This is a genomic window from Undibacterium sp. GW821-FHT07F11 (assembly GCF_059418665.1).
The window spans coordinates 238,623-264,678 of sequence record NZ_JBWKQH010000010.1 but is presented as its reverse complement, the minus strand read 5'-3'; the positions used below and the strand labels follow the sequence as shown (position 1 = coordinate 264,678).

The window sequence follows — 26,056 nt, the reverse complement described above, 5'->3', positions numbered from 1 at the left end:
CGGGAGTAGCTCAGTTGGTAGAGCGCAACCTTGCCAAGGTTGAGGTCGAGAGTTCGAGACTCTTCTCCCGCTCCAAAATGGCGTAGTACCTGAAGTATCAGCAGTACATCTGCGGGAGTAGCTCAGTTGGTAGAGCGCAACCTTGCCAAGGTTGAGGTCGAGAGTTCGAGACTCTTCTCCCGCTCCAGATTCTGAAGGGAAGCAAGGCTTCCCTTTTTTGTTCAAGTTGCACCGCATTTCAGCAATCATCAAGCGTGATAAAATCATACTAGACGATATGCAGAGATAGCACCCCTGGCGGGGTAGCAAAGTGGTTATGCAGCGGCCTGCAAAGCCGTAGACGCCGGTTCGATCCCGACCCCCGCCTCCAAATACAAAAAGCGCTTTTAGAGCGCTTTTTTTCCAGAACCCGACTTAGCGTTTCGCTAAGCAGGTTGTAGTAGTGGGCCCGAGTGGTGAAACTGGTAGACACATCGGACTTAAAATCCGCCGCTTCGTTAATAGCGGGCGTGCCGGTTCGATTCCGGCCTCGGGCACCACAATTACATTTCTTTGATAGTACTCACTAACATTTTCCGATTCTTTTTTTCCGCAAATTAAGGTTGTTTCCGCAAAATTATTTTGTCGGGTTAACAAGTTTGCCTTTTCTATGGCGGACATAGTGAGCGGTCATTGTCGGAGTAGTGTGCCCAAGTTGCGCTTGCGCAGCGTTCATTCCCTGGCTCTCTTCTTTATCAGTCCCTGCTTTAGCACGCAAGTCGCGGAACTGGAAGGCTTTGATTTCCTTTTCAATCTCCGGATGTGCATCTATCGCCGCAGCCCTTGCCCGGTCAAATGCACCGCGCAGCATATACTGCGTCAAAGGCTCCCCCTTCATATTGTTCAGCAATTTAAGGCTCATTACTTTGGCACTACTTATGCGTTTCATAACATCGTCAAGTAAGCCTTCGATGTTGATCCGCAGTTTCGCGCTTCCCTTATTTTGACGAATCCAAAGAGCCCCATCTTTTACATCTGACCGCTTTAGCTTCAGCACGTCTGCCGGGCGTTGCCCAGTTAAATATGCTAGATCAAGTGCATTTTGCAACGGGACTTCAGCGAAGCTATAAACCAATGTTAAAAGTTCATCATCGATATAAATATCTCTTCCTTTTTCTTTGTAATTCTTGACACCTTTACAAGGGTTTTCGCGATTCGTTAATCCCTTTTCCCTGGCGTAGTTCCAGATTGAAGAGAATAGGGCTTTCTCGCGGTTGGCGCGTACTTTAGCGCTGACACGCCAGTCCATGTATTGTCGAACGTGTATAGGATCAACCTGCTCTAATGGTGATGGAGGATTGTCAAAGAATTTATACAGCCAGGCCAGTTCTCGCAAGTTATCCTTTTGTGTGCGCGGGGCTTTTGCTGGCAATCGATCTCGAACGTAACCCTCCGCTGCATAGCGAAATGTTATAAGTTGACTGACAGGGGCGTTGGCCTTTGTAAGCTCAGCCCATTTTTGTACCGCAAGAACATAATCCTTGCCGAGCGAAATCTCTCGACGGGGTTTTTCACCGGTATCGAGAGTGTAATATGTCCCATATTTTCCGCGATGGCGGGCTCTCATGCCACGCGGAAGATTGAGATTTCTACTCGGTTTTCTGCCCATTTCTCATGCCGCCTTCATTACATTTGGCACCCATTTTTTTACTTCAGGTGGTGCGTTTTTTTGACCTTCTACAGATGCAGATGTGACAACTGGGTGACCAGTTGCATTTACCCTGCACGGGATACCCATCGCACGTAGTGCTTCAATTTGCTTGCTTTTCACCTTCCGGCCAGTGAGTGTGACAATTTCATCTGCACTCAAGAACATACTCATATTAAACCTCCTGGTATTGCCTTATTTTGATTCTCATATCAATTAATCAGCAAATGCCTACTCGCTGAAAGTACTTGACCAACTGGTTCAATTCACTTTCCTGCAAAACAGCAATGCATTCTCCACGTCGCTGTATCTCGATCGCACCGTCTGACCATAATGCGCATGCAAACTCCTTTGCCTTATCTGTGATCAAAGGTGTATCCGGGGCTTCACATGGCCGCACAGTTTCAATCATAGTTATTTGGGATCCTGGGTTTGCCAAGACCTGAGCAATTGTTGAAGCATTTTCTGCTTGTTTGATTGCTTCAGGTTTAGGAACTGTGGCATTTCTCCTGACCAATGGCACTTCTGGGGTCTCATCATCAGGTGACATTCCCAGGTAGTAAAAACCGTCAGCACGCTTGTGTATCTTGTTTTGTTTAATCGATTCCTGCAGGTATGGCCCCACATGAGCGCCAGGCCTCAAACCCATGACATCATGCAACTCCTGCGCCGTTGCCTTGCCGTTATGAGCAATCAGAAAGTCCATGGCCAGGTCAATCTTTGTACGTTCAGGCACCGCTGGTTTAAATGCCGTAGCTGACGCCATTTTGAAAGAAGGCTGCATGCGACCATTGGGGGCTAGAATATCCTCTTTGATAATCATCCCAATCAGGACATGCTCATTAATTGCCGGTTCTATTACTTCGACATCACAATCAATTTTGTCTGCTATTTCAACAAGCCTGATGCCTGGGCATTCTTTGATGAGAGCGATGATGCGCTGAGTATATTGAGACATGTTCTTTACTCGCTTTCTGGAAAACCGTCGTGTTGAACCCCATCAAGAAGTCGACCAGCGGACTTCTTGCCAACTTTATGCATGATCGTGACTGGGAAGGAATTTGAATCACGAGCTCGTGCCATGTCACCACCAGACTTCAGTTCAGTGCCATGTTTATCAAGACAGATGCCGCCGTTTATCCACTGTGGCTTATTGACCCACTGTTGATAGTTATCGAATTGGCGGAACACAGCTGCTCCCGTCGACATTTGAAATGCTTTGGTATGCCATTCACCCCATTGTTTGAAGTGAAACGGCACGCCAGCTTCGTCGCACTGCTCACGCAAGCTGCGTATCCAGTCTGGATGTGCTGGGCGGGCACCTGGTCCAGATTCGCCTCCGACAATTACCCAGTTGATGCCCGGATCATAACCAGTCCAGGAAGCCACTTCTCCACAACGTGGACAATGTGGATTGATTTCGCCTCTACCGTTTTCCCAGGTCTCCACCTCTTCCTGCTTCACGTATTGAGTGTCCGGGCATACATCCTGACAATGGATGCCCGTTGGAGTAAGCCAGCGCCAGATGTCGACCGGGCCAAGCAGCGGCTCCATACTTAAAAAGACAACACCAATATCAAACTGTTCTTTGATTGCCAAAGCTTTAGCAATGTCACGGTCAGCTTCAGGCTGATTGCATATCGTGATACCCAACTGAGCATTTGTTGGCCAGCCTCCTGCGACTTCGACCATTGCGGCTACGTTTCCAACGCGCTTCGTCAACAACAGCCAGTCGAGGTAGGGTGTGGAGCGTATGAGGGCGAATAGTTCAGTACGCCATTCAGGGTTGGCTTCATTGTCAAAAACGTCGGCCAAACTTGCGCAGAACACACGAGGGCGTATCGGTTTAATGAATCCTGCCGTGGTCAATTGTTGATTGCTCATGCCAGGATTTGACGCTACGAATTTATCCCAGGCGTTTTGCTTTAATTGAAACTGACGGTTCCACTTCACTGGCAATTTCCAGTTTGCTGCAGATGTCCTGCGGCGTGGTGCTCCGGGTCCCCAGTTTGGTGCCGTGCCACCACCAAAGCGAGCATTGCGGGCTTCTGCATAGCAATGATCACAGCCGGGGCCAACCTTTTGACATCCCTCCCAAGGATTGAACGTGTGATCGCACCATTCAATTTTTGTATTTTCGCTCATGGAGTTACCTTTTCATGAATCATGGTTACACTTGGTTGTGGTGGCAATGCTTCACCACGCCTGGCTAAGAAGTCACGGGCAAGACGCTGAATATTGTTTTCGCCGATATCGATACGCTCGATAAGTGCTGAGTCTGGATTCCGGACAGATTCGATCTGCTCGCGCTTTACGCCCAATACCTCCGCCATAATTGGGTCGGCACCACTGTCAGAGACAAGGAAGTACGCTGCGCAAGGATCATCCTGGCCATCTCGGTGGACACGGCCGATGCATTGCTCATGTACACCTGGTGACCAATCGAGTTCACCGAATACCACGGTATTGCAGTAACCCTGCAAGCCATCGACCCCAGCTCCAGACCGCAGCGACATGATGAGGATCCTGGCTCTGCCATCGAGGAAGGCACTTATTGATTCTGCCTTTTGGTTTGCTGACTCCGAGCCGGTATATAAAACTGGTTTGAATTCGGCCAGCGCTTCCATCCAGATTTCATAAACGGCGCGGTGCCAGCCGAAAAGCACTATCGGCTCACCACTGTCGAGCAACAGCTTCACAAATTCTGCAACGTAAGGAGCTTTTGCAATGCCAGTCGCCTGGCGCATCAATGCGTCAAATTCACCGGCAGCCTGCATTTTCTCGCCGCGGAACTGCTCGTTGTGACGCAAAACGACCTTGGCCAGCGATACAGCATCGGTCTTGAGTGCATCGAGAGCGTGAGAATCAGCCTCAATTTCGTGGATGATCTTGGACAGATCTGGCAATTCGCGCCCGACTTCAGCACGTGTGCGGCGGAGCATGATGCCCTCACGTCGTAAGTAGGCACCAAACTCTTTTGCATCTGATAGACGGGCCTTACCGCCGTATTCAGCTGTGCACCACTCTCGGATGAACTCGCTGTATTCACCAAGGCTATCGGGTGCCAATATACTGATCACATGGTGGAATTCATGACCGTAGTTGTAAATCGGTGTTGCACTGAGCCCAAGTCTGCGGGGTGCTTGATTCGCTACATGCTGTGCAGCGCAATAAATGTTTGTGCCTGGACTGCGCAGCGCCTGGCATTCGTCAAATATCACATACTTGACGACTCCAGCCAGCGTCTCGGCCCAGCCACGCAGTTTGTGATAAGACGTGATAATTACGTCAGGCATCTCAGGAGGCAGCAATTCAGCCTGGGCTGACCGGCTACGTTTTTTCGGGATAAAGTCGTAAGGCGTGCCCTTCTTAATAATATGACACTTCAATGCTGGGGCGAAGCGGTTAATCATCTGCATCCACTGTCTGGGTAGGTGAGCAGGGCATACCACCAAGACCGGCAGATTATCGGTATTTACCATTCCACAGATGGCGGAGACTGTTTTACCCAAACCCAAATCATCAGCGAGCAGGTAACCACCTTTTACTTCCAACATGGCAGCAGCAAACTCCTGATATTGGCGGGGTGGTTCTGCCAGTACAATCTGGGCTGGCTTTTCGCGACCTGCCATGAGATCTGCCAATCTATTTTCAATCTCAAAGTGCTGGGCAGCCAGTTTGTCCATCATGTCTGGACGATTGACCTCCATAGGATATCGTTGCAAAAACCATTGCAAATCCCTGGTATTTTCTGGCGTTGCGGAAATGCGGATAACATCTGCAGCTTGCTGCGGCGCGCGCGGGAAAAGACGCTTCAGACGGGTCTTTACGAACGGCTCGCCAGCAATCAGCCACTGTGATCCAGCATATGTAACGTTTCCGTAGAGATTCAAAACGATGCCCCTTGCAGTTTTATAATATGAACGGGTTTGCCATGTAGTTCATGCGCACCAGTTTTGGTTAATCCCCAAAACCTCGTCGTTACCAAAACAACAGCCTTGACATCGTCGCGCGCAGCGTAGCGGTTGATCTGTATAAGTGCTTTTGACATGGAGCCTTTGATCTTCGCTTCGATAACAATGCCCGGTGGCACCAAGAAATCGAACCGGTCACGCGGTCCAGCCACTACCTCGCGCTGGAATTCGATACCGGCATCAGTCAAGACAGTTGCCATAGCCTCATGCAGCGAGATTTCATCTGAATACCGATAGGAAAATCGCGGCAAAGTTTCGACTAGGCTGCGAAGCATCATGTCGCTGCTCATATACCCAATTCCTTTTTGGCTTCTTCATATGCAACATTCAGTTCTGCCATCGCCTGATCGCTACCACCTTTATCAGGGTGCCTGACAGAAGCAAGGCTGCGGAATTGGTCTTTAAGGAATTGCTGGTCCGGGTTACCTGCTATACCCATGACCTCACGCCAAGTACGCTTTGCCGATGGCGCGGGTAGGGCAGTGAAACCCGTAAATGCACGATCCAGTATCTGGGCGCCACCATGTCTTTCGATGGCGCGCATTGCGTCCAGGGTGGCTGCTATCGCAGCAAGATTCGATGCAACGTCACCGTATTGGTCAATTGCCATTACACGCTTTGCGCCTGCCCGGGTTTGCCAATAGACAGCTGAGCCTGTGTCAGATGGTGTTTTTTCACCGCTGCGTGGCATTCCGTCCAGACGAGTTTTAATATTTGTACTGACAATGATGTCTTGGCGGTCGATGCCCATCCGTTCCAGTTCTGTCAGCAGGCGATCCACTGCTTCAGAGACTGTAATGTTTTCCAACCTGGCATACGTGGACCCTGCGTGCTGCCTTCTGGTGCTGAAGCGACCAATCTTAAATGTGCCTGGAGCGGTGCGCGGCCAACCTTCTGGCCAAGTTAATGGAAATGCTGTAATCATTGCTCAGACCTCTGTAGAAAGTGCGTCCACAACAAAAGTGAACAGCTGCGCCGGCGACAGCTGGAATCGATCAAAGTCGGTATGAAATTCGACGCCACGCTGACAAACACTGTTTGCATGTATGCCGCACTCCGCCAGCTTTTGCATGATCGTTACTACAATACCGTGACAGGGCGTATGGTGATATTCCAGCGCGGGCATGTCATATTCTTGACCAGGGCCGTAAATCTCGATTTCACGTAAGAAAATATTTACGTCTGCAACCGGAAAGCTTTCCCTTCCGCCTTTATCACTACGTGGACCGTTATGACTTATCAAGACATGAGATCCAGTACCTGGCTTCACAATCTCCAGGTCGCAACGTTGATTTACCTGCATGCCTTTGAGAACACGTGAGCGAAAGCCAAATCGGTGATTATGAATGGCTGAATGCTCGTAGCAATCGCGCTTGGGTAGATCAGGATGCCAAACATGCATGCGCTGATTTCCACCTAATTTCAATTGGATGAATCCCAGCCCATGCAGGCTGATCGTTTCTTTTGTAGGGGTAAAGTCTTTGATACCTGTATTCATAATTTCACCTTCGAGTCCGCATCAGTTGGTGTTTTTTATTGTGTAACCCATCAAGTTTTGCAAAGGATTAGGTTGCTGCCCATCAGGGAAAATTGGCAAATTTGCTTCCAGTCCATCAAGACTAACTGTTGGCCCGTTATAGTTCATGCCAGGCTGGATGCCTTGAAATTGAAAGGGAGTGCCGCATTCGATACATTTCACGCGGATTTCCGCAATGTATCGGCCAATGTCTTGAATGCGGGCTACTCGTACCACAGCATCAAATTTGAGGTGTTTGCATGTCATGGCACCACCCGCCGAAATTCAACGCCCCAAACCCATGGGTTCTTTGCCCAACTGCCGACGCCATTGATTGATTCCCAAAGCCTGCGAAATGATGCTTGATACGACCACTCGCAATGATCATCTGGAGGGTGAGGGTCTATTCCTTCCTCATAGCCTGGTGCACCTTCAGCCTTTGCATCGTCTTCGCTTATGTCATTCAGTCGTTCAACGCGCACTTTGGTAATGACAAGGTCAATTCTGCTAACCGCGCGCGGCATGAAGATAGCCGGGCGCTTGTACCAGCCAGGCGCTCCGCCTTTCCACGTCGCGACTGATACGTCAGGATTGTCAGCGGCATATTGATATGCGCGGCCACACTCGACGGTCGCATCTATAAAGTGCCACTCGTCGCGCTTCTTTTTCTCGCTGTAACGAGTCACCCAGCGGCCATACGCAAAAAAGGTTTCACGCACCCAGATTCGCTCATCTTCTGAACCGTACGGGCAGCAATCGCCGGCCATGCCGGTGTAATACTGCAACTCGCCTTCGACGTCGACCATCATTTGAAACGTGTCGGCTGGCCACCTATGCTTACCTGGTTGGTCTGCGTCAGGCTCGGGCTGTGGTTTCATCACGCGCCTCGTCTGTGTCTTAATTTCGCCGAGAATAGCTCGCACCATGGGACCGGAAAACAAGATTGGCCGTTCTTTAATTGATAAATTGGACATGATTTCTACTTGTTATTAATCTGGGTAAGCAACTCAGTTCTGTTCGGTGTAACCTTCAATGCGCAAATCAGGCTCGATACCATTGTTGTAATACCGCTCTGCAGCTTTTTTGATCAGGTTATTTGCTTCTGTGCCCCGTTTGATCCGTGACAAAATCATGCGTTTAGCCAGCTTCTCAGCACGCTCGAGCGTCATGGAAATCCAGACACGTTGACCTTTGTGTGGTTTATGGTCAGGTGCATATTTGTCAGAACCAAAATCACTATGGTTAAGGGTAGGTTGCCCGCAAGAAGGGCAAGAGGTGCCGAAGGGAGTACACCATCACGGCTATTCCAAATGGTCTCACTGTGTTGACACAACTTGCATGTATAGCGCATGAGGCAAAATGCCTCTGCATGCAGGTGGTCATTCCGAGATCCTGAGTCTTGATGAGTTTTCGATGTCATGATGATTCACCTTTCAAAAAATTGCGTATTCTCTTAGTAGTATTAATTTCATCTTTCGATGTGGGGATCCCGGCATCATCAAGGGTTGAAATTGCCTTTTCATATCCTTGTAGGCAGTCCGCAAGCATCGCCATGGCCTTATCACGGCTTCGGTCGGCATCAGCCTTCAAGAAAGCCGGGGATCTTCCTTCGACCCTCTGAATGGTGACCGTAAAGGGGCCTATATCCGGATGAGTCAATCCCACTTCAAGAAAATTGGTTGCGCCGCTCCCCGTGAACTGACCAGCAAAGCAGCTGGCCATCACCATGCATGCGCCTCCTTTGATCTCCATATCAAAGCTATTTTCCCCGGCACCTGCGTGAACCAAGAAAGCCTGCTCACACATATATTCGGTGACTGTCTTGCCTTGGAATTTCTCTATGGCGATCCCATCGAAGGCATTCCAGCATGCAACCAATCGACGAGCGTCAGCTTCATGGACTGGGTTGCTGGACTGGGATGTTTGAGCAACAATGAAATTGCCTGATTCATCCCTTAACTGATGTGTGTACGCATCTCGGCCTTCTGCGTAGTGCAGTCTGCCTGGCGTATGTTTTGCGCTCACGGTGATTCTCCTTGAGCAACAGAGAGGGCCACCGCAACAGGCTGCACCCAGATTGGCATGGCAGACAGCACGAAAGTTTCACCAGACCAGGCCAGGAGCAGGGTTGTACCCATGACTTCGGCTATCGCTTCCGCAGCTGCCGGTGGCACAGCGTTGCCGATGCGTTCGCGCCAGGCGCTGTCAGACAGCCCATCCAATATCAGCATTTCCTCTGGATCGACCAGGCTTTGCAGTGCTGCTAGCTCCAGGGTAGTAAAAGGACGGTGCCAAGTACCGTCAAGCGACTGAATAATGGCGATCGTCTTTTCATCCATGGCGGGCAGGGTGACAATGCGAGGATCTGCAACCGACCAGCGGCCATTGTCTAGGCCAGCCGATGCGCTAACGGCTCCGCAGGCAGAGTCCCATGGCACTACGCCATAATGGCCGCCAGTCAAATAAGCATCGCCTGACTTACGATTCATGCTTGTACGTGGGTCTGCCACCGCCAGGGCACCACTGCCAAAGCGCGACCCAGTCACAGTAGACGCTGCTTGGTCAAACGGCGTCACCTTCAATTTGCTGCCATGGGCAGAGTCTGGCCAGTTGGTTCGCGGGTCTGCAACTGCGAATGCGCCTTGACCAGTTGTACTGCCAGCGATAACGGTGCCGGCTGGCTCATCAAACTGAGTTACAGCATATTTGCCAAATGTAGGACCCATCCGGCGAGGATCAGCGATTGACATCGCAGCCCCAGCCACATGGCATGCCCCGGTAACAGATCCTGACTGGCCGTCCCATTTGACTACCCGATACATTCCATTCTGCCTATTCGCTTTCTCAGGCATACGGGGATCAGCAACGGAATACTTTCCACCACCAGGTGCAGATTGACTACTGATTACACCCGTTGGTTCGTTCCATGGCAATACGCCGTATTGGCTGTATTCCGCTGTAGTTGCCATGCGTGGGTCCGCTACTGAGTAGGCACCATTGCTTGGACCACCACGGCCAGAGATAGCCCCGGCAGGTTTATCCCACTCATTTACACCAAGGTAATCTGAACGGTACTCGGGCACGATCAGGTAATCACTCAGGTGCCCATCAATTACCGCGAGCTTGTTCAGACTGCGCCAATCTGAACCGGCTTCGACAAATGCCAGGCGCACCCATGTTTTCCACTGCAGCCGAGGTATGCGGTGCATTGGCCCACCAGCCAAGTCGCCAGGCATAGGCATGCGACCAAGAACGTCACCGACTGCAGCCAGGCGCTTTTTCTCCGGCTCGTACAAGAACGGCGGTACTTTCTCCATATGCCGGGCAACCAGCAAGAATCGCTTGCGTGATTGAGCCAGGCCACCGAGTTCGCCACAGTCGTGCGTTGTCTCTGCAACTGCATATCCATATCGGTGCAGCAGTTGGTTGATTTGGTCAAGCAGGTGGCGTCCGCGGGTTGCCAGTCGAGGCACGTTCTCGAATACAATCAGTTCGACCGGGTCGTCCTGCCAGGCCTCGGCCATGAGCCAGATGCAGCGCAACGTCAGTTCGTTCAGTGCCTGGTACTTGGCTGTCTGGCTGAGTTTTTCACTCAGCAGACCAGATGCTCCTTTGCAAGGGCTGCTGATGAAAACAATGTTAGGGCTTTCATTGCCGGCTGCATGGCGGATATCTACCGGTGTTACTTCTTTCCAACCTTCAGGAGGTTGCTTGCCGTGGAAGGCAATATATTGCGCGCGGGTGAACAAGTCCATAACTGTGCCAGGTCTACCATCGCCCATTTTGTCAAAATCGCGAATGGCGGCAGGGTCCACGTCCACACCACCAATGCAACGCAGCTTGCCGACCATGTTTCCCACGCGAGGCTTGGCTTTGTTAAAGCCTTTCTTGCCACCACCGAGACCACAGCAGAAGTGGAAATGTTTGATATCTTTCTCGATGATCATGCTGATTCGACCTCTGAAGTAGGAGATTCTTTATTTGGTGAAAATGCAAAGGCGCTGCTTTCTTTGCCATCTTCAAGAATAATTGTCACTGGACTAATGTTGAACAGGCCGCCAGATGTGTAGTTGCAAGGGCCGCCAGTTTTGTCGCCCATCTCTTTTGTTGATCCGGTGTAGCGACCTACGCATGAAAACGCTACGGCACCCTCCGGCGCTTTCGCATCTCGCCACTCTTCGACTGCTGCAATGTATCCGCAGGAGGGGCAGACAAATTTCCATTTGAGTGGATCCGGGCCAAAGATCCTTTTCCCCTCTGCCATCCATGCGGAATGGGTGATTGTTATTGAGTTGCTCATGCTGTTTGCTCCAGGTCCTTTATTGCTTCTTTAACGCAGTCATCTGAAACCCCCAGCTTCTGTGCGGTCCATTGCACTGCTGCTTCGGGTTTTTCGTGTTTTGATATGTGCAGGTATTCGCGTTTAATAAGATCTTTACTGATGATCATGTTGATTTCCTGCATATGGTTGATCCTGTATGTCTGAACATTGCCGAGTAGGCGGCAAGCGCCTCACAGCAATCTTTTCCTTGCTGTTCTTGCTGCCTTAATCGGTGGATGTACCGGATCCGGACGTAATGGCCGGCTGAAATATGATTTGGCCAGACGACATAGCCCAGGAATGGAATGCCTGACTTAACTGGTGCGAGGCGTATCTTCTTTGGGTGAATGGTCAGGCCGTCGGCGTTTAGCTTTGCAACGATCGCATCGCGTAAATTGCGCAAGTACTGTGGCGAATCAGCCAGGATGACCATGTCATCGACATAGCGGATATAGTGCTTGATGCGCAATTCTTCTTTCATCCAGTGATCAAAATCATTGAGAAAGACGTTTGCAAATAGCTGCGATGACAAGTTCCCGATCGGCATTCCCTTCGCTGCAGTCGTGCGATACATGCTGTCGACGTCAAACAGGTCATCGTATTGATTGTCTGTCCTGAAGGAATCAACCAGGTTACCCATCAGCACACGCAACTCATGATCTCCAATAAAGCGCAGTGCCCTGGATTTCAATATTTCATGATTAACTGAATAGAAATACTTCGAGATATCCAATTGCAAAACCCAGGTACTGGAGTGACCACGTGCAAACTGGGCCAGACGCTTTACCGCCGCATGTGTGCCACGGCCTGGCAAGTTGCCATACGTGTCGTGAATAAAGCGTGGTTGCCAGATAGGGAGCAGGTAGTCATACAGCATCCAGTGGACGATCCTGTCTTTCATTGGCGCGTCAACAACATGACGGAATTTCTTCTCACGCACAGTAAATGACTTGTATGGTCCGAACGTATATGCCCGGTTACGCAAGCGCTCTTGAATCGTTGTCAGGTAGCGCAGGGGATCATCACCAAAGCGCTGAACGCGAATACTTGCGGATTTGTTCTTTTTCGCTTTTAACCAGCATTGATACAAATTATCGAGGCTGGTCAGTCGGGCAAAAACTGATTGGCTACCGGATCCCGTTGCAGCGCTCGTAAGCCCTGCAACGGTTTTCGGTTTGGCTTGCTGCCTTGCTTTTGGTGATTCACCAGGAGATTTTCGACCAATAATAGATGGCTTTACATGAGCATGCTCAGTGCCTAAGCGTGTAATTTTTGGGTCAGCGGAAGCCGATGTTGTCGTTCTCGTAGTGCGGATCGTCGTTGTTGAGATTGAAGACGCCCGCATTGTCGTCCGAGTTCCAGTAGCCGCCCCGTACGAGCGCATTGCTGGACTTTCCAGAAAATCCCCTTGTTTGTTGATCATGATGACTCCTTTGAGGCGCGAATGACGCCTCCCAGCAGCCTGCCAAGTTCAACCGCTAAACCAACTCGGTGTTCAAATGCGAACTTGAGTTTGTTTAGCCGTGGAGCCTGGGAAAGATAGTGCTTCAGCAAATCAACATCAGCTGATATCTTCGTCAGCAAAGGCGATTTATGGATTTCCATTCCATAGGCAAACACACCATGCATGATTCTGGCCATGCACACGCGAATGTTCTCGCCATAGGTAACCCGGATATCACGCGGCATCTTAATGATGTCTTGCATCAGCTGCAGGTCAAGCTCTTGTGCCTGAGACTTCAGCTTGAAACCAGATGAATCTGGGTTTGCGAGCAGCTGTTTGGCGCTGGCTTTGTTGATTTCACCGCGCTGCTGCAAATCAGATATAACCTGATTTACGATGTCTAATGAAACGGATGCCAGCACTGAGCTGTGTTGTGAGGCTTCATCAGATACAAACACAGCATGCCCTGTTGACTGCCGACCAAGGGCAACCACGTAGGGAATACCGAACTCCTCAACAATTGGCCACAGCCTCCGTTTGAAATTACCAGCCGGGAAGCCTACACGGATATGTGGATCGCTCGATGTACCCACCAGCTTGACTTTGTACTGTTTCAATACGCTCAAAGCGTGCGCGCTGCGGTCATAACCGTGCAAGAATTTCCCTGCCTGTACCAGGATCAAATGATCAGGGTATTGTTTTTCAAGTTTCGCAGCTATTGCCGCTACAGGATCCGCCTCGCCGAGCCCTACATCTATTCCTTTGAAAGAACTGATGTGGTGCTTGGACATCTCTTCAGGCGTCGGGTATTGTGTGGTTGGCATAATCGTTTATTTATCTACAATGTTTGGTCACAGCTTTGCCGTGACCAGGAACCAGTGATCAGAGTCCAGAATTAGGGTAGGGTGCAGCGGAAGCCGATGACGTCGGACCCGAAGTGCGGAACGCCGTCGCCGAGACGGAAGACGCCCGCAAGGACGTCCGAGCTCCAGCAGCCGCCCCGCACGAGCGCATCGCCGGACCAATTGGCACCAGAATCCGGGCGCCAACCAGTGCCTTTTATCCTTGATGGATAAGGCGGAACAGTCAACGATGGGGAACTACTATCGAAAGCCTTTACAATCACGCCTTTTTCATCGCCTTGGATATCATCAAACACCCACTGGAAGACATTTCCATTGAAATCACAAACCTGTTGACCGTTTGAAAGTGTCATCCAGCGCTTGGTGTTAGCATCGTCAGGGAGATACCCTGCAGGTCTTGCACCGCCGCCATTACGGATGCCCTGGTACAGATCACCTTCGCCAACCTTGCCGCCAGTCCAATTGCAATCCTGTTGAGAAAGATTCCAGGCAATGGCAAGCCATTGCGTTTCAGTGATCAAGCTGTAACCAGCTTCTTTGCAGGCCTTTATCGCATCGAAATAGTTGATATTCACCCATGGCATGCTGGTAACATCAAAACCAATGCGACCTTCATTTGTCTTGGTCGAAATGTATTGCGCTACTTGGAAAGCAGGTACGGTCAAGCCATTCGGCAATTTGGTTTCGGGCACCTGGACGAAGCTACTCGCTGTCGGCGCCAGCGCTGATATCAGATCTATTGAACCCCTAACAATCACGCCGTCATTCAAGATCAGACTATTGCCGGTTGAATCCTGCAGTTTGATCAGTCCTTCCCATGCATCGGTTTGAACCATCCCACGGATTGCCTTGCCACCGGCTTTCACGGTGAATGTCTGCTCTTGAATAAGTTCGATTTTCATTTCAACTCCATACTTTCAATAGAGTCACAGCTACGCCGTGACCGGAGGCCAGTTACCAGGTACCCGAGCTATTTGGTGCAGCGGAAGCCGACGCTGCCGAGCTCGCAGAGCGGACCGCCGTAGAGGAGATTGAAGACGCCCGCATCGCCGCCCGAGTACCAGCAGCCGCCCCGCACGAGCGCATAGCCGGACCAATTCACACTGTTTGATGGACGCCAGCCCATACCCTTTTCATATGACTTGAATGGCGCTGTTGCCAGGGAGGGGGATTCTGTACTGATGGTGGATGCGACAAGGCCATTGATATCACCCTGGACATCATCAAATACCCAGCTGTAGCAATTCCCTGCGAAGTCAAACACCTTCTCGCCATTTGACAACTGGTGCCAGCGGCGCTCTGTCTCGTCTGACGAAACGTAACTGCCTGCTTGAGCTTCATCGACCGTACCGCGATGCAGGCCTTGATAAATAAATCCTTCACCGACCTTGCCGCCAGACCAGTTGATATCTTGATTGGCAATATCATGTGCGATGGCCAGGTACTGGAGCTCAGTGATCAATTTCAAACCCGCTTTTTCTGCTTCTGCCTTGGCATCATGAAAATTGATTTCTACCCAGGGTTGTGCTTCTTGAGAGATCAATAACTGACCATCCTCATTGCCGGAAGTGTACTTTCCCACTTGGAACGACGGCACTACAGTGCCATTAGTCAAAGTGACTTCAGGCACGGTCACAAACTCATTCTTGCGAAGTGAGCTGAGTTTTGCGCGCAGATCATTTGCCAGGGCAGGGTATTCAGCGGCGCAAGAGCGGGCATAAGCAGCCAGCGATGGAATGGCGTGCTTGTCCGTGGTCAGATTCAGAACAAAGTACTCATCCTTCTCATGCTTGCCACCTGGCAGACTGGAGCCGTCAGTGCGGGATACATTGAACTTGTTGTAAAGACCGATCTTTGTTTGATCGATTGGTGATTCATCGAGAACTGCACTCATCATGACTCCTGTCTATGTGTGAGAAAGAATAAAAAAAGCCTATCGATGTTCTGAAGCGGATGCTTATCGGCTAACTGCTGACTAATTTGGTATTGCTATGCCGCCAAAGGCTGGCGTTCCGGAGCGGATGGCAACTGCAGCACTGCCATCACGCGAAAATCAGAAGTAATAGCGACGGGTTCGAAGTCATCACCCTCATTGCCGGCATAGTGATAAGTTGCATATAGGGCTGCAAGAAAACGGTCATCGCATGTGGTATAGAAGGTTTTTGTACCTTCTATAACCGGTGCATTCTCATTTTCTTGATTGATCATGTCCCTCGCTTGGATGAGTTCAGACAGACTGTATTCAGCGATACTGCTGGGCGCCTTGCTCAACCCAATCTGAAAGAAGTAGTGAGCGGCACACAGTGAGTTAATTTCTTTGGCAGTTTCCAGATCCATGGTTATTCCTCTTTTGGGGCAAAGTTAAATGCGCTACGACTTTCGCCGTCATCCAGCACGCGCACTGGGCAAAGATTGTTTTTTTTCGTGGTACCGTAACTGCAAGGACCGCCAGACTGGTCGCCGATTTCTTTCTTGGATCCTGTAAAGCGTCCAATGCATACGGTACCGATCGCACTATCTGAAGCTTTCGCCGCACGCCATTCCCTGGCAGATGCAATGTTTCCGCAAGAAGGGCAGACGAATTTCCAATTTGACCGGTCTTGGCCGAAACGCAATTCGCCTTCTTCTTCCCATTCCGCAAGTGTCATCGTGATAATCTTCATGCTGACCTCAGGCGCGATTTGCTGAGTCCGAGAGTTCACCACCAAGTGCAAACGTGATGTCATCAAGCATCTTGGCCAGTTCGCCAGCCATCAGCACAAAGTCAGCATCAAAACGCTCTTCTGAATTGCTGCATACCTCCTTGCCTTCTTCCAACACATCAAGAGGGCGAACCCGGCGAATCTGCAGCGTGTCGGTCAAAACGAAACTGACCTTGTCATCCCAGGTAAGAGCCAGCTTTGTGCATTGCTTGCCGGCTGTGATGTGTTTCAAGGTGTCATCTGGTTCCAGCGTGTAGCGCACATAGCGTACGGTGGCCTTATCTTCAGTCGAAGACTTGAGTTCGGTATCCTGGTCGATCGTGAAGCCCTTGGGCGCTTCATTTCCCGCCAGCCAGCTAGTCATGGCGGATTGTGGCGATATCGCTGTGCGCAGGCCTTCCAGCGGCAATTTGTCGCAGCATTTCAGCAGGAGCTTGATTACTTCGTCAGCGGTCGACGGGCTGGATGCGTCAATGACCAACCAGCGATTCACTGGGTCAATCCATACTGAAGTCGAGCTTTTTACAGCAAATGCACGCGGCAAAAGTTCTTCAGTTATGCGTTCTTTTAAATCCTTGACTGCTTTACGGCCAGGTGCAAAGCCTTGCTCTTCCTCAATTTCAAGAGCCCGCGCCTTGGTCACCTGGTTGATAACAGAGGAGGGGAGTAGCTTCTTTTCTTTTGACAACTTCAGCAAGAAATTGCCATTGACAGAATGAACCAACATGTCGCTTGCCCGGGGCGCATCCCAGCCTTGAGTTTGAAACTCATTGGAGCCACACTCTGTAAATGGCACGCGTGACAATTGCTGATGCAAGTCGCTTGGCAATATGTCCCAACTGGTGGTCAGCCTGAATACCTGAAGATTTTTAAACCACATGATTAGACCGCCATTTCTTCGATTTTCGCCGCTTCTTTCACAGCATCGTATTGTTGAATTCCCCAAGCCAGTGCAAAGCAGCACCACAGGAAACGGAACGTGTATTCCTTCGTCGCGAAGTCGAACCCGTCCCACACGTCGGAAAATTCGAACTCGGCGTTCTGGCCGTGGAATTCCTGCCAGGCGTCGCCGTTGTGGCGGAAGTCGGTCGCGGCGTCGTAGCATCTGGTCGAGTTATCGTCCGCGCTGGTAACGTCAGACTCGACAGCGGCGCGCAATTCTGCATAGGCTGCCGCGTGTCTTGCTACTGCTTCTGCGTCATCGGTGCACGGCTTTTCGTCATCTTCGCTGTCATCGACCCATGAGCGCACCATGGCCTGAAACTTCGCATGGCTGAATTCGCGCACGCCTTCGCGGTCAGCTGCCTCAACCTTCTCGGCCCAGTAGTGGTGATCGATACTATCCAGGCGCCCACCCTTGCGGAAAAATCCGAACATGTCGTTTGTGCGCTGGAACACGTATGTGCCCATGTCACCGGTGTAGCAAAGGAAGCCAGGCCAAGTGATCAGATCGAAGTACATGTTGCTGCTATCCGGTTGTTTGAAGCGGATATGCCGGTTCACCCCGTCATCGCGGATCACGTTCATTTCATGATTGGCGATATCACGCAGAAATCGCTCTTGAGTGCAGGCGGTGCTCATGACGCCTCCGATGGCATAGCTGTAACGCGATCAAGCAAATAGCAACCACTGACGCCTTCCAGCCAAATAACTGCGCTGTGCCCGCTCAGAACGTGCGCCTCGCTCCTTGTGACCGTCTTGCGCACTTCGCCGCCGTCCAACAGCACGCTGACACCAGTCCCTACTGGATGTGCTTTGTTGAACTTGTCGCATGATGCTTGGAGCTGCGCGCTGGTCTTTGCCTGATTTGCTGATAAATGTCTGCTCATATGCGTCTGGTTCGATTTGATGGTTGTATGAATGTGCCGACTACCGTGAGAATCAATCCCAATAGGCTGTTGGGTTTTGGAACAGAGGAAATTTATCGACAAGCCACGCCGTAGCCAGGTTCTCAAGGTTTTGATGTTTTTCGTATTCGTCCCTTCTGCAAAATCCAACGCTGTGGATTTCATTGCCATTGCCATAATCACGAATTCGAATGCGTACGTGCTCTGATCTTTTATGGGTCAGTGATTCATCGACAGAGTTACCCAGTTCATCACATGGGCAAAACGCGTCTATTTTGAGACGGCTTTCCAGTCCGATGGATGCTTTCCGGTCATAGAAGGCAGCTTTGTAGAACATTCGCGCACGCACACGACCTTGTTCATCAAGCAACTCAGACCACATGGAGTGTTCTGTTGCACGTTTGGTCCAACCATCAGGGAGGGTCACATTGACAAACAGGTCATCTGCATCGCCATGAAACTTGATACCAATTTCTTCCAGTTGCGCGCGCGTCTGACCACGATCACATTCTTTCGGAATGGTTGAGTTGGCCACGAAAGTTATTTGCCCCTGTTTTTCTTGCCGCTCAATGCCACCTGGAGTGGAAGCAACCAAGAAATTGCCTACGTCGCCCCGCACTAAGGCGGATATTGCTGCTGGATTACTCATTTTGGATACCCCAGAATAAAATTAGGAATAATTAGTAGTGCTAAATTGTGTTGCGATCTTTCTTCCATGAGACCCGCCAGCTATGGCCGAGTCGACGGAAGAAAAAGACGTTTTTCAAGAAAGTCATTTGCCTGGCATCCCATGTTTCAAGGCGAGAAACAGCGCAGAATATTTTGAAAACTGATTGCGCCTCCAGTACAGGTATGCGCGTATTGGTTTCGTGCGTGTCATCTGACTCTCCTGTTCAAAAATGTTGTGGTGGTCGGTAACTAGCCGACTCAACTAGTCCAGACTGCTTTCTGATGCCAGGCAATTGCGGCTTCCGGTTGCCACGCCGGTTATGTTTGCTTACCCAACAGAGCACATTGCACGGAACATTCACCACAGGAAAAAAGAGGAATTCACCCTTCTTTGATATGCGATCTCGGTCGTTCGGTACTACGCATATCTCGGGAAGACCGTTTTGCAGCGCCCCCTCTTTCCTGTGGTGGCTGGGTTTGCCAGCCATGCCATTTATTACTGTCAACGGGTCACAGCTACGCCGTGACCGGAAGCCAGTTACAAGGTACCCGAGCTATTTGGTGCAGCGGAAGCCGACGCTGACGTCCCCGAAGTGCGGATCGCCGATGAGGAGACGGAAGACGCCCGCACGGTCGCCCGAGACCCAGCAGCCGCCCCGCACGAGCGCACCGCCGGACCAATCATCGCCAGCATCAGGGCGCCAGCCAGTCCCATTCTTCCTTGATGGGTATGGGGCAGTAGTCAATGAAGGTGTATTTTCATCAAACTCTTTCGCGACCAAGCCATTGTCATCGCCCTGGACATCATCAAACACCCAGGTAAAACAATTGCCCGCGAAGTCGAAGACCTGCTCTCCATTCGACAGTTGATGCCAGCGGCGCTCAGCTGCTTCGGAAGGAACATAGCTGCCTGCCTTTGCTTCACGTACGGTACCTAAGTGCAAGCCCTGGTAAATGAAGCCTTCGCCGACTTTGCCACCAGACCAATTGATGTCCTGATTGGCGATATCGTGAGCGATGGCCAGATACTGGAGTTCAGTGATCAACTTCATACCGGCTTTTTCTGCTTCTGCCTTGGAATCATGGAAATTGATGCGAGTCCAGGGTGTAGCATTTTCTGAAATAGACAACTGATCTTCTACACGGCCAGTGATGTATTTGCCGACTGCAAACGATGGAACTACTGTCCCATTAGGCAAAGTCACTTCGGGCACCACAACAAATTCATTTGCGCGGACTTCAATTGCCGCTGCAGCTTGCTCACTCATCGAAATCTCCTGTATCAAAAGGGTTGCTGGTTACTCTCGTCCAGCAGACGCGCTATCCTGGCGCCAGGTGCACGGGCTTACCCGTAAGTAGTGTTCTTGCGCTTCCACGGCGGCCAGGGTATAGACACGTAATTCCATTGACCCCTGACGATCGCCGGTTACGCCGCCCATCGAGGGCGCGAGGGTTACTGTTAGAGACGTTTTGCGGCGTTACGAAGTACCTGGTCGCGCTCGTTCGCACGCATCAGGCTTTCACCGTGGACACCCATGGCTTCAAATTTGGCATGCAAGGTAGTTTTTTGACGTGGGCTGAGTTCTTGCAAAATAGCAGCAAGCATCCGACCAGCCTTATCCAGTTCGGACATCAAACTTGCGTGGGTATTGACAGCACGCACAGCAAGTTCACAGTCATCTTCGTTGTGAAAACAAGCGGCACCTTCTTGATCCAAGCCCAGCAATGACAAACGTGGATTTGCCTGTGTTGCCAACAAATTTGGGAATTGCTTTACTTGCAGCCAGGGAGTAGATGTATGTGCCATGACAACCTCGAAAAAAACAAACTAGTAATGGTGAAATGGCATTAACCATGTCCCCCATGGACCTGTGTGCGCTCAGGCTCGCAAGAAGCCTGGTTACTGAGTCGTTACCGTGGGCGGCGGTTCTTCAGCTTTGATATACAGGGCACGAATCGCTGTGATGGGCATGTTGTCGAATGCGTCATGGATACGGATCAGGAAGGAATCACCGATCGGCAATTTTCCATGCTGCATCTTGCTGATAACTGGAGGCGCAACCCCCAGGCGGCGAGCGAGCTCTGCATCGTTTTTCAGGCTGTGCAGTCTTTTCAGGCCTTCGATCAGTAAGGTTTGGGCGTTCATGACATCTCCAAATCAAGTTAGGGTTTGCCGGGATTGGCTGGACTTTGAAATAAGAGATTTAGGGGAGGGCGATAAGCTTTGCTATACTTCTTCCACCGGAACTATCAATTCCGGCTGCGGGAGTGATACCCCGCTAAAGGTGAACACGCAAACCCTTGTGAGTGCTACCAGGCTAGGCCTGGCGTGCTGTGCACGAAGTACAGTAAGTGAATGTGTGCTAGCCGACCGTAGAGCCACGTCCCGCGTCTGGGAAAAGGCAAAACGGTGCGAAGAGTGATTCTAGATGACGACTCGCTAGCGCCAGGCACGGCGCGAAACAAATCCAGGGCTAATTGCCCGTGGCCACGGGCTTTCAAGGGCTATGCCATGAAAGTTACCGTTGCAGTGAAGGTGGATTTGAAAGTTGATCTTGCCAAATGTTTGACGCATTTGGTATTGATCATCTTACTCATCGTTACCTAGGAAAAACCCTGACGGCCTTAAAACCGTCAGGGCCACCCTAAAGCAGATCACCCTCTCCTAAATCTCAAATTTTCAAAGAACTTTTAATTTGCTAAATCGGTTTGTTTAGCGGATCAGCTTGTAATATTCTTCTGCTGCAGTGACTCCATTAAACACTATGTTTAATTTGAATGCAAACATTTTGTTTAAAACACTTTGTTTTGCGATAGATTTGTTGGTTATATAAATTGAAAAAAATCAACAGATTCTGGATATAGTTGTAATCAACAAATCGTTCATTCGATAAATTTATCTACTTATGTTTGGACTTTGATATGATGAACATATGGAAACCTCACTCACTCTTAAGTACTCTGGCCTGGCTGTCGATGACGGGCGCATGGACGTCTACGCAGCTTCCGCCAATATGATTGCCTTCTCTGAATTCATGGTGGTGGCGACAAAAGCGACTTTCGGTGAGCAAGCAACGGCGCATGCCGAGGTGACCGGGTTTGCGAAGGGGTCATTTGCGACTCATCTGCTTTTCAGCATAGGTGGCCAGGCTGCGACGATCCTTACCACCGTGCCGGCTGACCAGTTGATGACAGTCATCAAAGGTGCTTTTTCTCTTTGGAAACATCTGAAGGGAAGTCCACCGAAAGGCGTTCAACATGCTGAGCAGACAGTAACTGTCACGAATAACGCTGGCAATGTGATCCAGGTGCAAACCCAATCACTTACTCTGGTGCTGAACGAAAAGGCGTCTGAGGCAGCTGATAAGTTCATCAGGCAAGCCATGGCAACTGAGGGTATGCAAAGCATCAGCCTGGAGAGTCCGATAGAGACTATTGCCCAGGCCACCCGTGAAGAAGCGCAATATTTCCTTCCCGTGGCAGCATCAGAAACAGTTGCAGATAATGTGACGAGGATGGGGTTCACAATTGAAAGCCCGTCGTTTAAGGATGGTAATAAATGGAAGTTGTCAGATGGGTCTCAGTCCTTTTTCGTTGAAATGCAGGATCAAGACTTCCTCGACCGGATTAATGGTGGTGAGCGCTTTGGCAAAGGAGATATGCTTATAGTGGACGTGCGCCTTCTCCAAAAGAGATCCGGCGCGAAGTTCGAGATTGAACGCAGCATCCTGAAGGTTATCGAACATCGACAGGGTAGTGCACAATTCCCTTTGCTATAAAGTAAAAACCCGCCGAAGCGGGTTGTTGTGGATTTGAACAGGCCAGGTCAAAACACTATGCAGCAGTCCTTAACTGAGACTCGTCAACCAGTTTGATTTCCGTGCCAGGAGGGACATCGAAGAGTGTTTGAAAGGCGACAGGGCCAAGCAGCTCAGCGAACTGATTCAGGAACTCAGTGTATTTTGCGTTGAGTTCATCTGCAGACGGATACCTGACCCTGTCGGCGTCGATATTGTCAGATAGTTTGGAAAAGTAGCTTTGCTGAGTGCGGCGCAATTCCAGCACCCTTTGCAGCTTATGCTGATTTGACTTTCCCGAGAGTACTTCGCGTGCACGTGCCTCAAACGAATCAATATGTCGGTCCATGTGAACCTCCTTAAAGCCCATAATACATGAGCGGTAGCTTCCTGGTTGCGCGTTGCAATCAGCAAACTTATGCTTCCAAAACTTATCCTCATTATGACCATATTCACCAAAAAATAAGGATGTAAAACTATATCCACGGACTTTATTCACCTTCAATTTACTGTCTGTGGCAGCCAGAATCTGGTTTGTGAGTTGATGACAAACTCCATCAACCCCATAGTTATAGATCGTTCCCCGTGCTTTTAAGTTCGCTGACGAAGGAATATTTGGTAGGCACAGGCATTTTGCCAATGAAATCAAGCCGTTGTCAGCACAAACAAATCCATCAGGCAACAGTGGTGTTGAACCCAGTATATGATAGTCACCCCAGCTGTACCAATAGTTTTTACCATTTGCCACAACCTCGTTGATATCCTGGTATTTATCCACCCGGTTGTCATAGTCGGTAACCCAGGTATGATCCAGTACCGATCCCCTGAAAAAAGCAGGTTTTGCCCATGCAAAGAGGGTGGACATAGACTTGTCTTTCGTAATTTACAAAATATCTTACTGAGCAGGTTGAGCTGGCTTTTGAGGTAATGGTGCCGGTGCGGCTGATGCACTAGTTTGCTGGGTGGTTATGGCAGGTTTTGTGGCTATTGCAAGAAATAAGCCACCAAAACCAAGGACGATACCTATTCCAGTTGCTACAAACCATTTAGTCAGAGTGACTTCCAGTGCTTTAATGTCCTGTTTCATATCAGCAATGTTGGACGTCAGTTCTTGCCTGATTGAGGTCACTCCATCCTTTGACTGACTTTCCAGGGAGTGGATGCCCCTTTGGGAATCTTGCCTTAAATCAGTAATTTGAAGATGAATGGCATGAATATCCGATTTTAATTCTTGCTTCAATTCGTTGATATCAAGCTTTGTCGCATAATTTGAGCGAATAACAGCCACATCCGTCTTGACCACGGACATGTCCTTTTCTAGCTGTTCAACTCGTTTCTCCATTCCTTCATCATCGGTCTGTTGTCTAGAATTGTCAACGGGAGGCGGAGTATTGCTATTGTCGTTTCTACTTCGTTTAAAAGCATCTATCTTGATTTGCAGCAGGGCAGACAATAGGTGTGATCTATAAATAACCCCCTGAAGGCGCTTCACCAAGAAATGTTCTGTTCCAAAGGCTTTAACGCCGTCGCTCTGTTGCTTATCAAGTTCGCGACGGATTGAATTCATATCGCCAATATGGATGGCAATCTTTGACATTTGAATTTCGCCAAAGCCATCCTCCATGCACAATAGCTCCGCCTTCGTGATGAGATCGCTAAAAATACCGATATTTTCTTCAAAGGTTGAGAGATCGCGGTCAAGCTCCAACTCACTTTGCGCCGACACAGTGGGATAATCCTCCCCCGATGCGCTGACGATATCCAATTCAATGCCAGTTTCAGTTTTCATTTTTGTATGCCTGACGATTTCGACCTGCAGAGTTTGGCCTCTCGCCGGGTCTTTGCCTTATGATCTTCAATTGATAGCCACTGCATATTGTCTGGCCGGTCTGCACCACCGCATTTCAAAGGAATTCTATGGTCAATCTGGTAGCCAGGGCATTTACCTCGATGCTGACCAGTAGCAGGGCAGGGGAACTGGCGCTGGAATGCGGCTTTGGCAGCTGCGCTGCGAGGAATTTTTGCATCAACAACAGAAGTGCAGCCAAGGCCCACGCTCAACAACAAGAGAATGGCAAGCTTCATTTCAATTTTTGGATTGTTTTTTTAGTTTTCTTACGCTCAAATTTCTGTCGATTTCTGCTAGTACGTACCAAAAGGCACCACCGCCGATCAGCCATTTAGCATAGGGCCACGCGATTTCTAAAGTTTCTCGTCCAGATATACCTGCTATGACAAGCCAGGCCAGACCGGAAAAGAAGGCAAACCCACCAAGTCGAGCTGTCTGAGCAATTTTCGAAAACTGATCTATGATTGCTTTATCCTCTTTGTTTTGCGCTGGGTGTGCATATCCGCAGTGAGGGCACGTCGCAGCGGTGTCAGATACACTTTTGCCGCATTCATTACAGTTAATCAATGCCATCAGATGTTCCTCTTTAATGATGAACCAAATAAATGGAGCTAATCAAATATCTGATCAACTTGCATATGCACAATACGACCAATTATTATGCACTCCGCTCCTCTGCACCGTTTCGGCGGAAAACTGCGTTGATCCAAGTTGTCAGAAACTAAAAACCACTCACCAATATCTCTTTGCAGGCGCTTGATGACAACTTCGCCTTCATAATTGAATGCGAAAATTTTACCATCCTTCATTTTTTTATCTGCAGTATTAATAACTACTGTAGCTCCCTCCGGGACAAAAGGATGCATACTTGATCCTGAAACCTTCATTGCTAAAAGGTCTTCAGAGAACAACCCCTTTGCTTGCAGCCAAGTTTTTTCAAATTTAATTGGCCTTCCATCATTCGTATCTGGTTCTATTTTGAATCCTGTTATTCCTGCACGGAGTTTCAACTTGACCATTCTTACTTCGATTAATTCAGGATCGTTATCTTCAGCTATCTCCGCAAAGCTAAACAATGAATTACCGCTGTCGCTATATTGGTCTGGGCTGCCATACACAATGGGAGCCCCTTCTCCTCCATCCGATAGCCAAACAGGACTTACGTTTAATAATTTGGTGATTGTCAAAATGCCAGCTTTGGAAATGCCGCGAGCCTCCCAATTATTAAGAGTTTGGGGTGACATATTTAAAAATCTTGCTACTTCAGTCTGCCCGGTTAAACCCCTAAGGCTGAATGCAGCGTCGTAAAGTCTTTTCATTTGATCATGCATAACAATATGATTACCTAAGTAATCGTAAGTTTGTTAAACAAATTGTTTGCTTTTGA

Annotated in this window: 33 protein-coding genes and 3 tRNA genes; 4 read left to right on the top strand and 32 right to left on the bottom strand. The window is 49.7% G+C overall.

From position 1 onward, the window contains the following. Positions 1 to 111 precede the first annotated feature (111 nt). The 3 genes from AC07OI_RS24345 to AC07OI_RS24335 all read left to right on the top strand — a co-directional run bounded on the left by AC07OI_RS24345 (position 112) and on the right by AC07OI_RS24335 (position 539). Positions 112 to 187, top strand: a tRNA-Gly gene (locus tag AC07OI_RS24345). 109 nt (positions 188 to 296) lie between these two features. After that, positions 297 to 370: transfer RNA gene (locus AC07OI_RS24340), tRNA-Cys, on the top strand. Positions 371 to 446: 76 nt separating this feature from the next. After that, positions 447 to 539: transfer RNA gene (locus AC07OI_RS24335), tRNA-Leu, on the top strand. A gap of 77 nt (positions 540 to 616) precedes the next feature. Here the strand turns inward: AC07OI_RS24335 and AC07OI_RS24330 are convergent. The 27 genes from AC07OI_RS24330 to AC07OI_RS24200 all read right to left on the bottom strand — a co-directional run bounded on the left by AC07OI_RS24330 (position 617) and on the right by AC07OI_RS24200 (position 21,169). After that, on the bottom strand, positions 617 to 1,648 hold the full coding sequence (locus AC07OI_RS24330) for a tyrosine-type recombinase/integrase (RefSeq protein ID WP_495259020.1): 1,032 nt from the start codon (positions 1,646 to 1,648) through the stop codon (positions 617 to 619). A 3-nt stretch (positions 1,649 to 1,651) separates the two neighbouring features. Continuing rightward, a complete protein-coding gene (locus AC07OI_RS24325; protein WP_495259019.1) occupies positions 1,652 to 1,861 on the bottom strand; it encodes a DUF4224 domain-containing protein in 210 nt (69 codons plus the stop codon). A 46-nt stretch (positions 1,862 to 1,907) separates the two neighbouring features. Then, positions 1,908 to 2,645: a hypothetical protein gene (locus tag AC07OI_RS24320; RefSeq protein ID WP_495259018.1), complete on the bottom strand. Its 738-nt coding sequence runs from the start codon at positions 2,643 to 2,645 to the stop codon at positions 1,908 to 1,910. Between the two features lie 5 nt (positions 2,646 to 2,650). Then, positions 2,651 to 3,832 (bottom strand): phage Gp37/Gp68 family protein, encoded by a 1,182-nt coding sequence (locus tag AC07OI_RS24315; protein ID WP_495259017.1) that lies wholly within the window; start codon positions 3,830 to 3,832, stop codon positions 2,651 to 2,653. Beyond that, positions 3,829 to 5,580, bottom strand: a complete 1,752-nt coding sequence (locus AC07OI_RS24310) for a DEAD/DEAH box helicase (protein WP_495259016.1) — start codon at positions 5,578 to 5,580, stop codon at positions 3,829 to 3,831. The genes AC07OI_RS24315 and AC07OI_RS24310 overlap by 4 nt, the downstream gene beginning before the upstream one ends. Then, positions 5,577 to 5,951: a hypothetical protein gene (locus AC07OI_RS24305; protein ID WP_495259015.1), complete on the bottom strand. Its 375-nt coding sequence runs from the start codon at positions 5,949 to 5,951 to the stop codon at positions 5,577 to 5,579. The genes AC07OI_RS24310 and AC07OI_RS24305 overlap by 4 nt, the downstream gene beginning before the upstream one ends. Then, entirely contained in the window at positions 5,948 to 6,469 is a 522-nt protein-coding gene (locus tag AC07OI_RS24300; RefSeq protein WP_495259014.1) for a hypothetical protein, read from the bottom strand. The genes AC07OI_RS24305 and AC07OI_RS24300 overlap by 4 nt, the downstream gene beginning before the upstream one ends. A gap of 120 nt (positions 6,470 to 6,589) precedes the next feature. Next, positions 6,590 to 7,159 (bottom strand): hypothetical protein, encoded by a 570-nt coding sequence (locus AC07OI_RS24295; protein WP_495259013.1) that lies wholly within the window; start codon positions 7,157 to 7,159, stop codon positions 6,590 to 6,592. A 21-nt stretch (positions 7,160 to 7,180) separates the two neighbouring features. Further along, a complete protein-coding gene (locus AC07OI_RS24290) occupies positions 7,181 to 7,444 on the bottom strand; it encodes a hypothetical protein (RefSeq protein ID WP_495259012.1) in 264 nt (87 codons plus the stop codon). Next, entirely contained in the window at positions 7,441 to 8,136 is a 696-nt protein-coding gene (locus tag AC07OI_RS24285; protein WP_495259059.1) for a hypothetical protein, read from the bottom strand. The genes AC07OI_RS24290 and AC07OI_RS24285 overlap by 4 nt, the downstream gene beginning before the upstream one ends. 48 nt (positions 8,137 to 8,184) lie before the next feature. Further along, on the bottom strand, positions 8,185 to 8,346 hold the full coding sequence (locus tag AC07OI_RS24280) for a hypothetical protein (protein WP_495259011.1): 162 nt from the start codon (positions 8,344 to 8,346) through the stop codon (positions 8,185 to 8,187). 247 nt (positions 8,347 to 8,593) lie between these two features. Beyond that, positions 8,594 to 9,202 carry a hypothetical protein gene (locus AC07OI_RS24275; RefSeq protein ID WP_495259010.1) on the bottom strand — a complete coding sequence of 203 codons (609 nt, stop codon included), beginning with the start codon at positions 9,200 to 9,202 and terminating at the stop codon, positions 8,594 to 8,596. Continuing rightward, entirely contained in the window at positions 9,199 to 11,124 is a 1,926-nt protein-coding gene (locus AC07OI_RS24270) for a DNA cytosine methyltransferase (RefSeq protein WP_495259009.1), read from the bottom strand. Before AC07OI_RS24270 ends, AC07OI_RS24275 begins: the two co-directional genes overlap by 4 nt. Then, a complete protein-coding gene (locus AC07OI_RS24265) occupies positions 11,121 to 11,477 on the bottom strand; it encodes a VVA0879 family protein (protein ID WP_495259008.1) in 357 nt (118 codons plus the stop codon). The genes AC07OI_RS24270 and AC07OI_RS24265 overlap by 4 nt, the downstream gene beginning before the upstream one ends. Further along, positions 11,474 to 11,626: a hypothetical protein gene (locus AC07OI_RS24260; RefSeq protein WP_495259007.1), complete on the bottom strand. Its 153-nt coding sequence runs from the start codon at positions 11,624 to 11,626 to the stop codon at positions 11,474 to 11,476. Before AC07OI_RS24260 ends, AC07OI_RS24265 begins: the two co-directional genes overlap by 4 nt. Continuing rightward, positions 11,623 to 12,921, bottom strand: a complete 1,299-nt coding sequence (locus AC07OI_RS24255) for an RNA-directed DNA polymerase (protein ID WP_495259006.1) — start codon at positions 12,919 to 12,921, stop codon at positions 11,623 to 11,625. Before AC07OI_RS24255 ends, AC07OI_RS24260 begins: the two co-directional genes overlap by 4 nt. Continuing rightward, positions 12,918 to 13,766: a four helix bundle protein gene (locus AC07OI_RS24250; protein WP_495259005.1), complete on the bottom strand. Its 849-nt coding sequence runs from the start codon at positions 13,764 to 13,766 to the stop codon at positions 12,918 to 12,920. Before AC07OI_RS24250 ends, AC07OI_RS24255 begins: the two co-directional genes overlap by 4 nt. 71 nt (positions 13,767 to 13,837) lie before the next feature. Further along, complete coding sequence (locus AC07OI_RS24245) at positions 13,838 to 14,707, bottom strand: SUMF1/EgtB/PvdO family nonheme iron enzyme (protein WP_495259004.1); 870 nt, start codon at positions 14,705 to 14,707, stop codon at positions 13,838 to 13,840. Positions 14,708 to 14,775: 68 nt separating this feature from the next. Beyond that, positions 14,776 to 15,702, bottom strand: coding sequence for an SUMF1/EgtB/PvdO family nonheme iron enzyme (locus tag AC07OI_RS24240; protein ID WP_495259003.1), 927 nt, complete (start codon positions 15,700 to 15,702; stop codon positions 14,776 to 14,778). A 92-nt stretch (positions 15,703 to 15,794) separates the two neighbouring features. Next, positions 15,795 to 16,142: a hypothetical protein gene (locus tag AC07OI_RS24235; RefSeq protein WP_495259002.1), complete on the bottom strand. Its 348-nt coding sequence runs from the start codon at positions 16,140 to 16,142 to the stop codon at positions 15,795 to 15,797. A gap of 2 nt (positions 16,143 to 16,144) precedes the next feature. Then, entirely contained in the window at positions 16,145 to 16,468 is a 324-nt protein-coding gene (locus AC07OI_RS24230; RefSeq protein ID WP_495259001.1) for a VVA0879 family protein, read from the bottom strand. A gap of 7 nt (positions 16,469 to 16,475) precedes the next feature. Beyond that, positions 16,476 to 17,387: a recombination-associated protein RdgC gene (locus tag AC07OI_RS24225; protein WP_495259000.1), complete on the bottom strand. Its 912-nt coding sequence runs from the start codon at positions 17,385 to 17,387 to the stop codon at positions 16,476 to 16,478. Positions 17,388 to 17,389: 2 nt separating this feature from the next. Continuing rightward, on the bottom strand, positions 17,390 to 18,088 hold the full coding sequence (locus tag AC07OI_RS24220; RefSeq protein ID WP_495258999.1) for a hypothetical protein: 699 nt from the start codon (positions 18,086 to 18,088) through the stop codon (positions 17,390 to 17,392). A 300-nt stretch (positions 18,089 to 18,388) separates the two neighbouring features. Further along, the gene (locus AC07OI_RS24215) at positions 18,389 to 19,003 is read right to left on the bottom strand and encodes a hypothetical protein (RefSeq protein WP_495258998.1); all 615 of its coding nucleotides are present in this window, start codon (positions 19,001 to 19,003) and stop codon (positions 18,389 to 18,391) included. A gap of 574 nt (positions 19,004 to 19,577) precedes the next feature. After that, positions 19,578 to 20,291, bottom strand: a complete 714-nt coding sequence (locus AC07OI_RS24210; RefSeq protein ID WP_495258997.1) for a hypothetical protein — start codon at positions 20,289 to 20,291, stop codon at positions 19,578 to 19,580. Positions 20,292 to 20,482: 191 nt separating this feature from the next. Then, positions 20,483 to 20,830 carry a hypothetical protein gene (locus AC07OI_RS24205; RefSeq protein WP_495258996.1) on the bottom strand — a complete coding sequence of 116 codons (348 nt, stop codon included), beginning with the start codon at positions 20,828 to 20,830 and terminating at the stop codon, positions 20,483 to 20,485. A gap of 93 nt (positions 20,831 to 20,923) precedes the next feature. Beyond that, the gene (locus AC07OI_RS24200) at positions 20,924 to 21,169 is read right to left on the bottom strand and encodes a helix-turn-helix domain-containing protein (RefSeq protein ID WP_495258995.1); all 246 of its coding nucleotides are present in this window, start codon (positions 21,167 to 21,169) and stop codon (positions 20,924 to 20,926) included. A 787-nt stretch (positions 21,170 to 21,956) separates the two neighbouring features. On the opposite strand from AC07OI_RS24200, the gene AC07OI_RS24195 reads away from it, so the two are divergent. After that, entirely contained in the window at positions 21,957 to 22,802 is an 846-nt protein-coding gene (locus AC07OI_RS24195) for an LAPAL motif-containing putative phage structural protein (RefSeq protein WP_495258994.1), read from the top strand. Positions 22,803 to 22,857: 55 nt separating this feature from the next. Here the strand turns inward: AC07OI_RS24195 and AC07OI_RS24190 are convergent, their stop codons facing one another. Genes AC07OI_RS24190 through AC07OI_RS24170 form a run of 5 tightly spaced genes read right to left on the bottom strand, consistent with a single transcriptional unit; the run spans position 22,858 to position 25,988 of the window. Next, positions 22,858 to 23,685, bottom strand: coding sequence for a hypothetical protein (locus AC07OI_RS24190; RefSeq protein ID WP_495258993.1), 828 nt, complete (start codon positions 23,683 to 23,685; stop codon positions 22,858 to 22,860). Positions 23,686 to 23,715: 30 nt separating this feature from the next. Then, entirely contained in the window at positions 23,716 to 24,609 is an 894-nt protein-coding gene (locus AC07OI_RS24185) for a hypothetical protein (protein ID WP_495258992.1), read from the bottom strand. Further along, the gene (locus AC07OI_RS24180) at positions 24,606 to 24,905 is read right to left on the bottom strand and encodes an HNH endonuclease signature motif containing protein (protein WP_495258991.1); all 300 of its coding nucleotides are present in this window, start codon (positions 24,903 to 24,905) and stop codon (positions 24,606 to 24,608) included. Before AC07OI_RS24180 ends, AC07OI_RS24185 begins: the two co-directional genes overlap by 4 nt. Position 24,906: 1 nt before the next feature. Next, positions 24,907 to 25,242 (bottom strand): zinc ribbon domain-containing protein, encoded by a 336-nt coding sequence (locus AC07OI_RS24175; RefSeq protein WP_495258990.1) that lies wholly within the window; start codon positions 25,240 to 25,242, stop codon positions 24,907 to 24,909. Between the two features lie 38 nt (positions 25,243 to 25,280). Further along, positions 25,281 to 25,988, bottom strand: coding sequence for an XRE family transcriptional regulator (locus tag AC07OI_RS24170; RefSeq protein ID WP_495258989.1), 708 nt, complete (start codon positions 25,986 to 25,988; stop codon positions 25,281 to 25,283). Positions 25,989 to 26,056 lie beyond the last annotated feature (68 nt).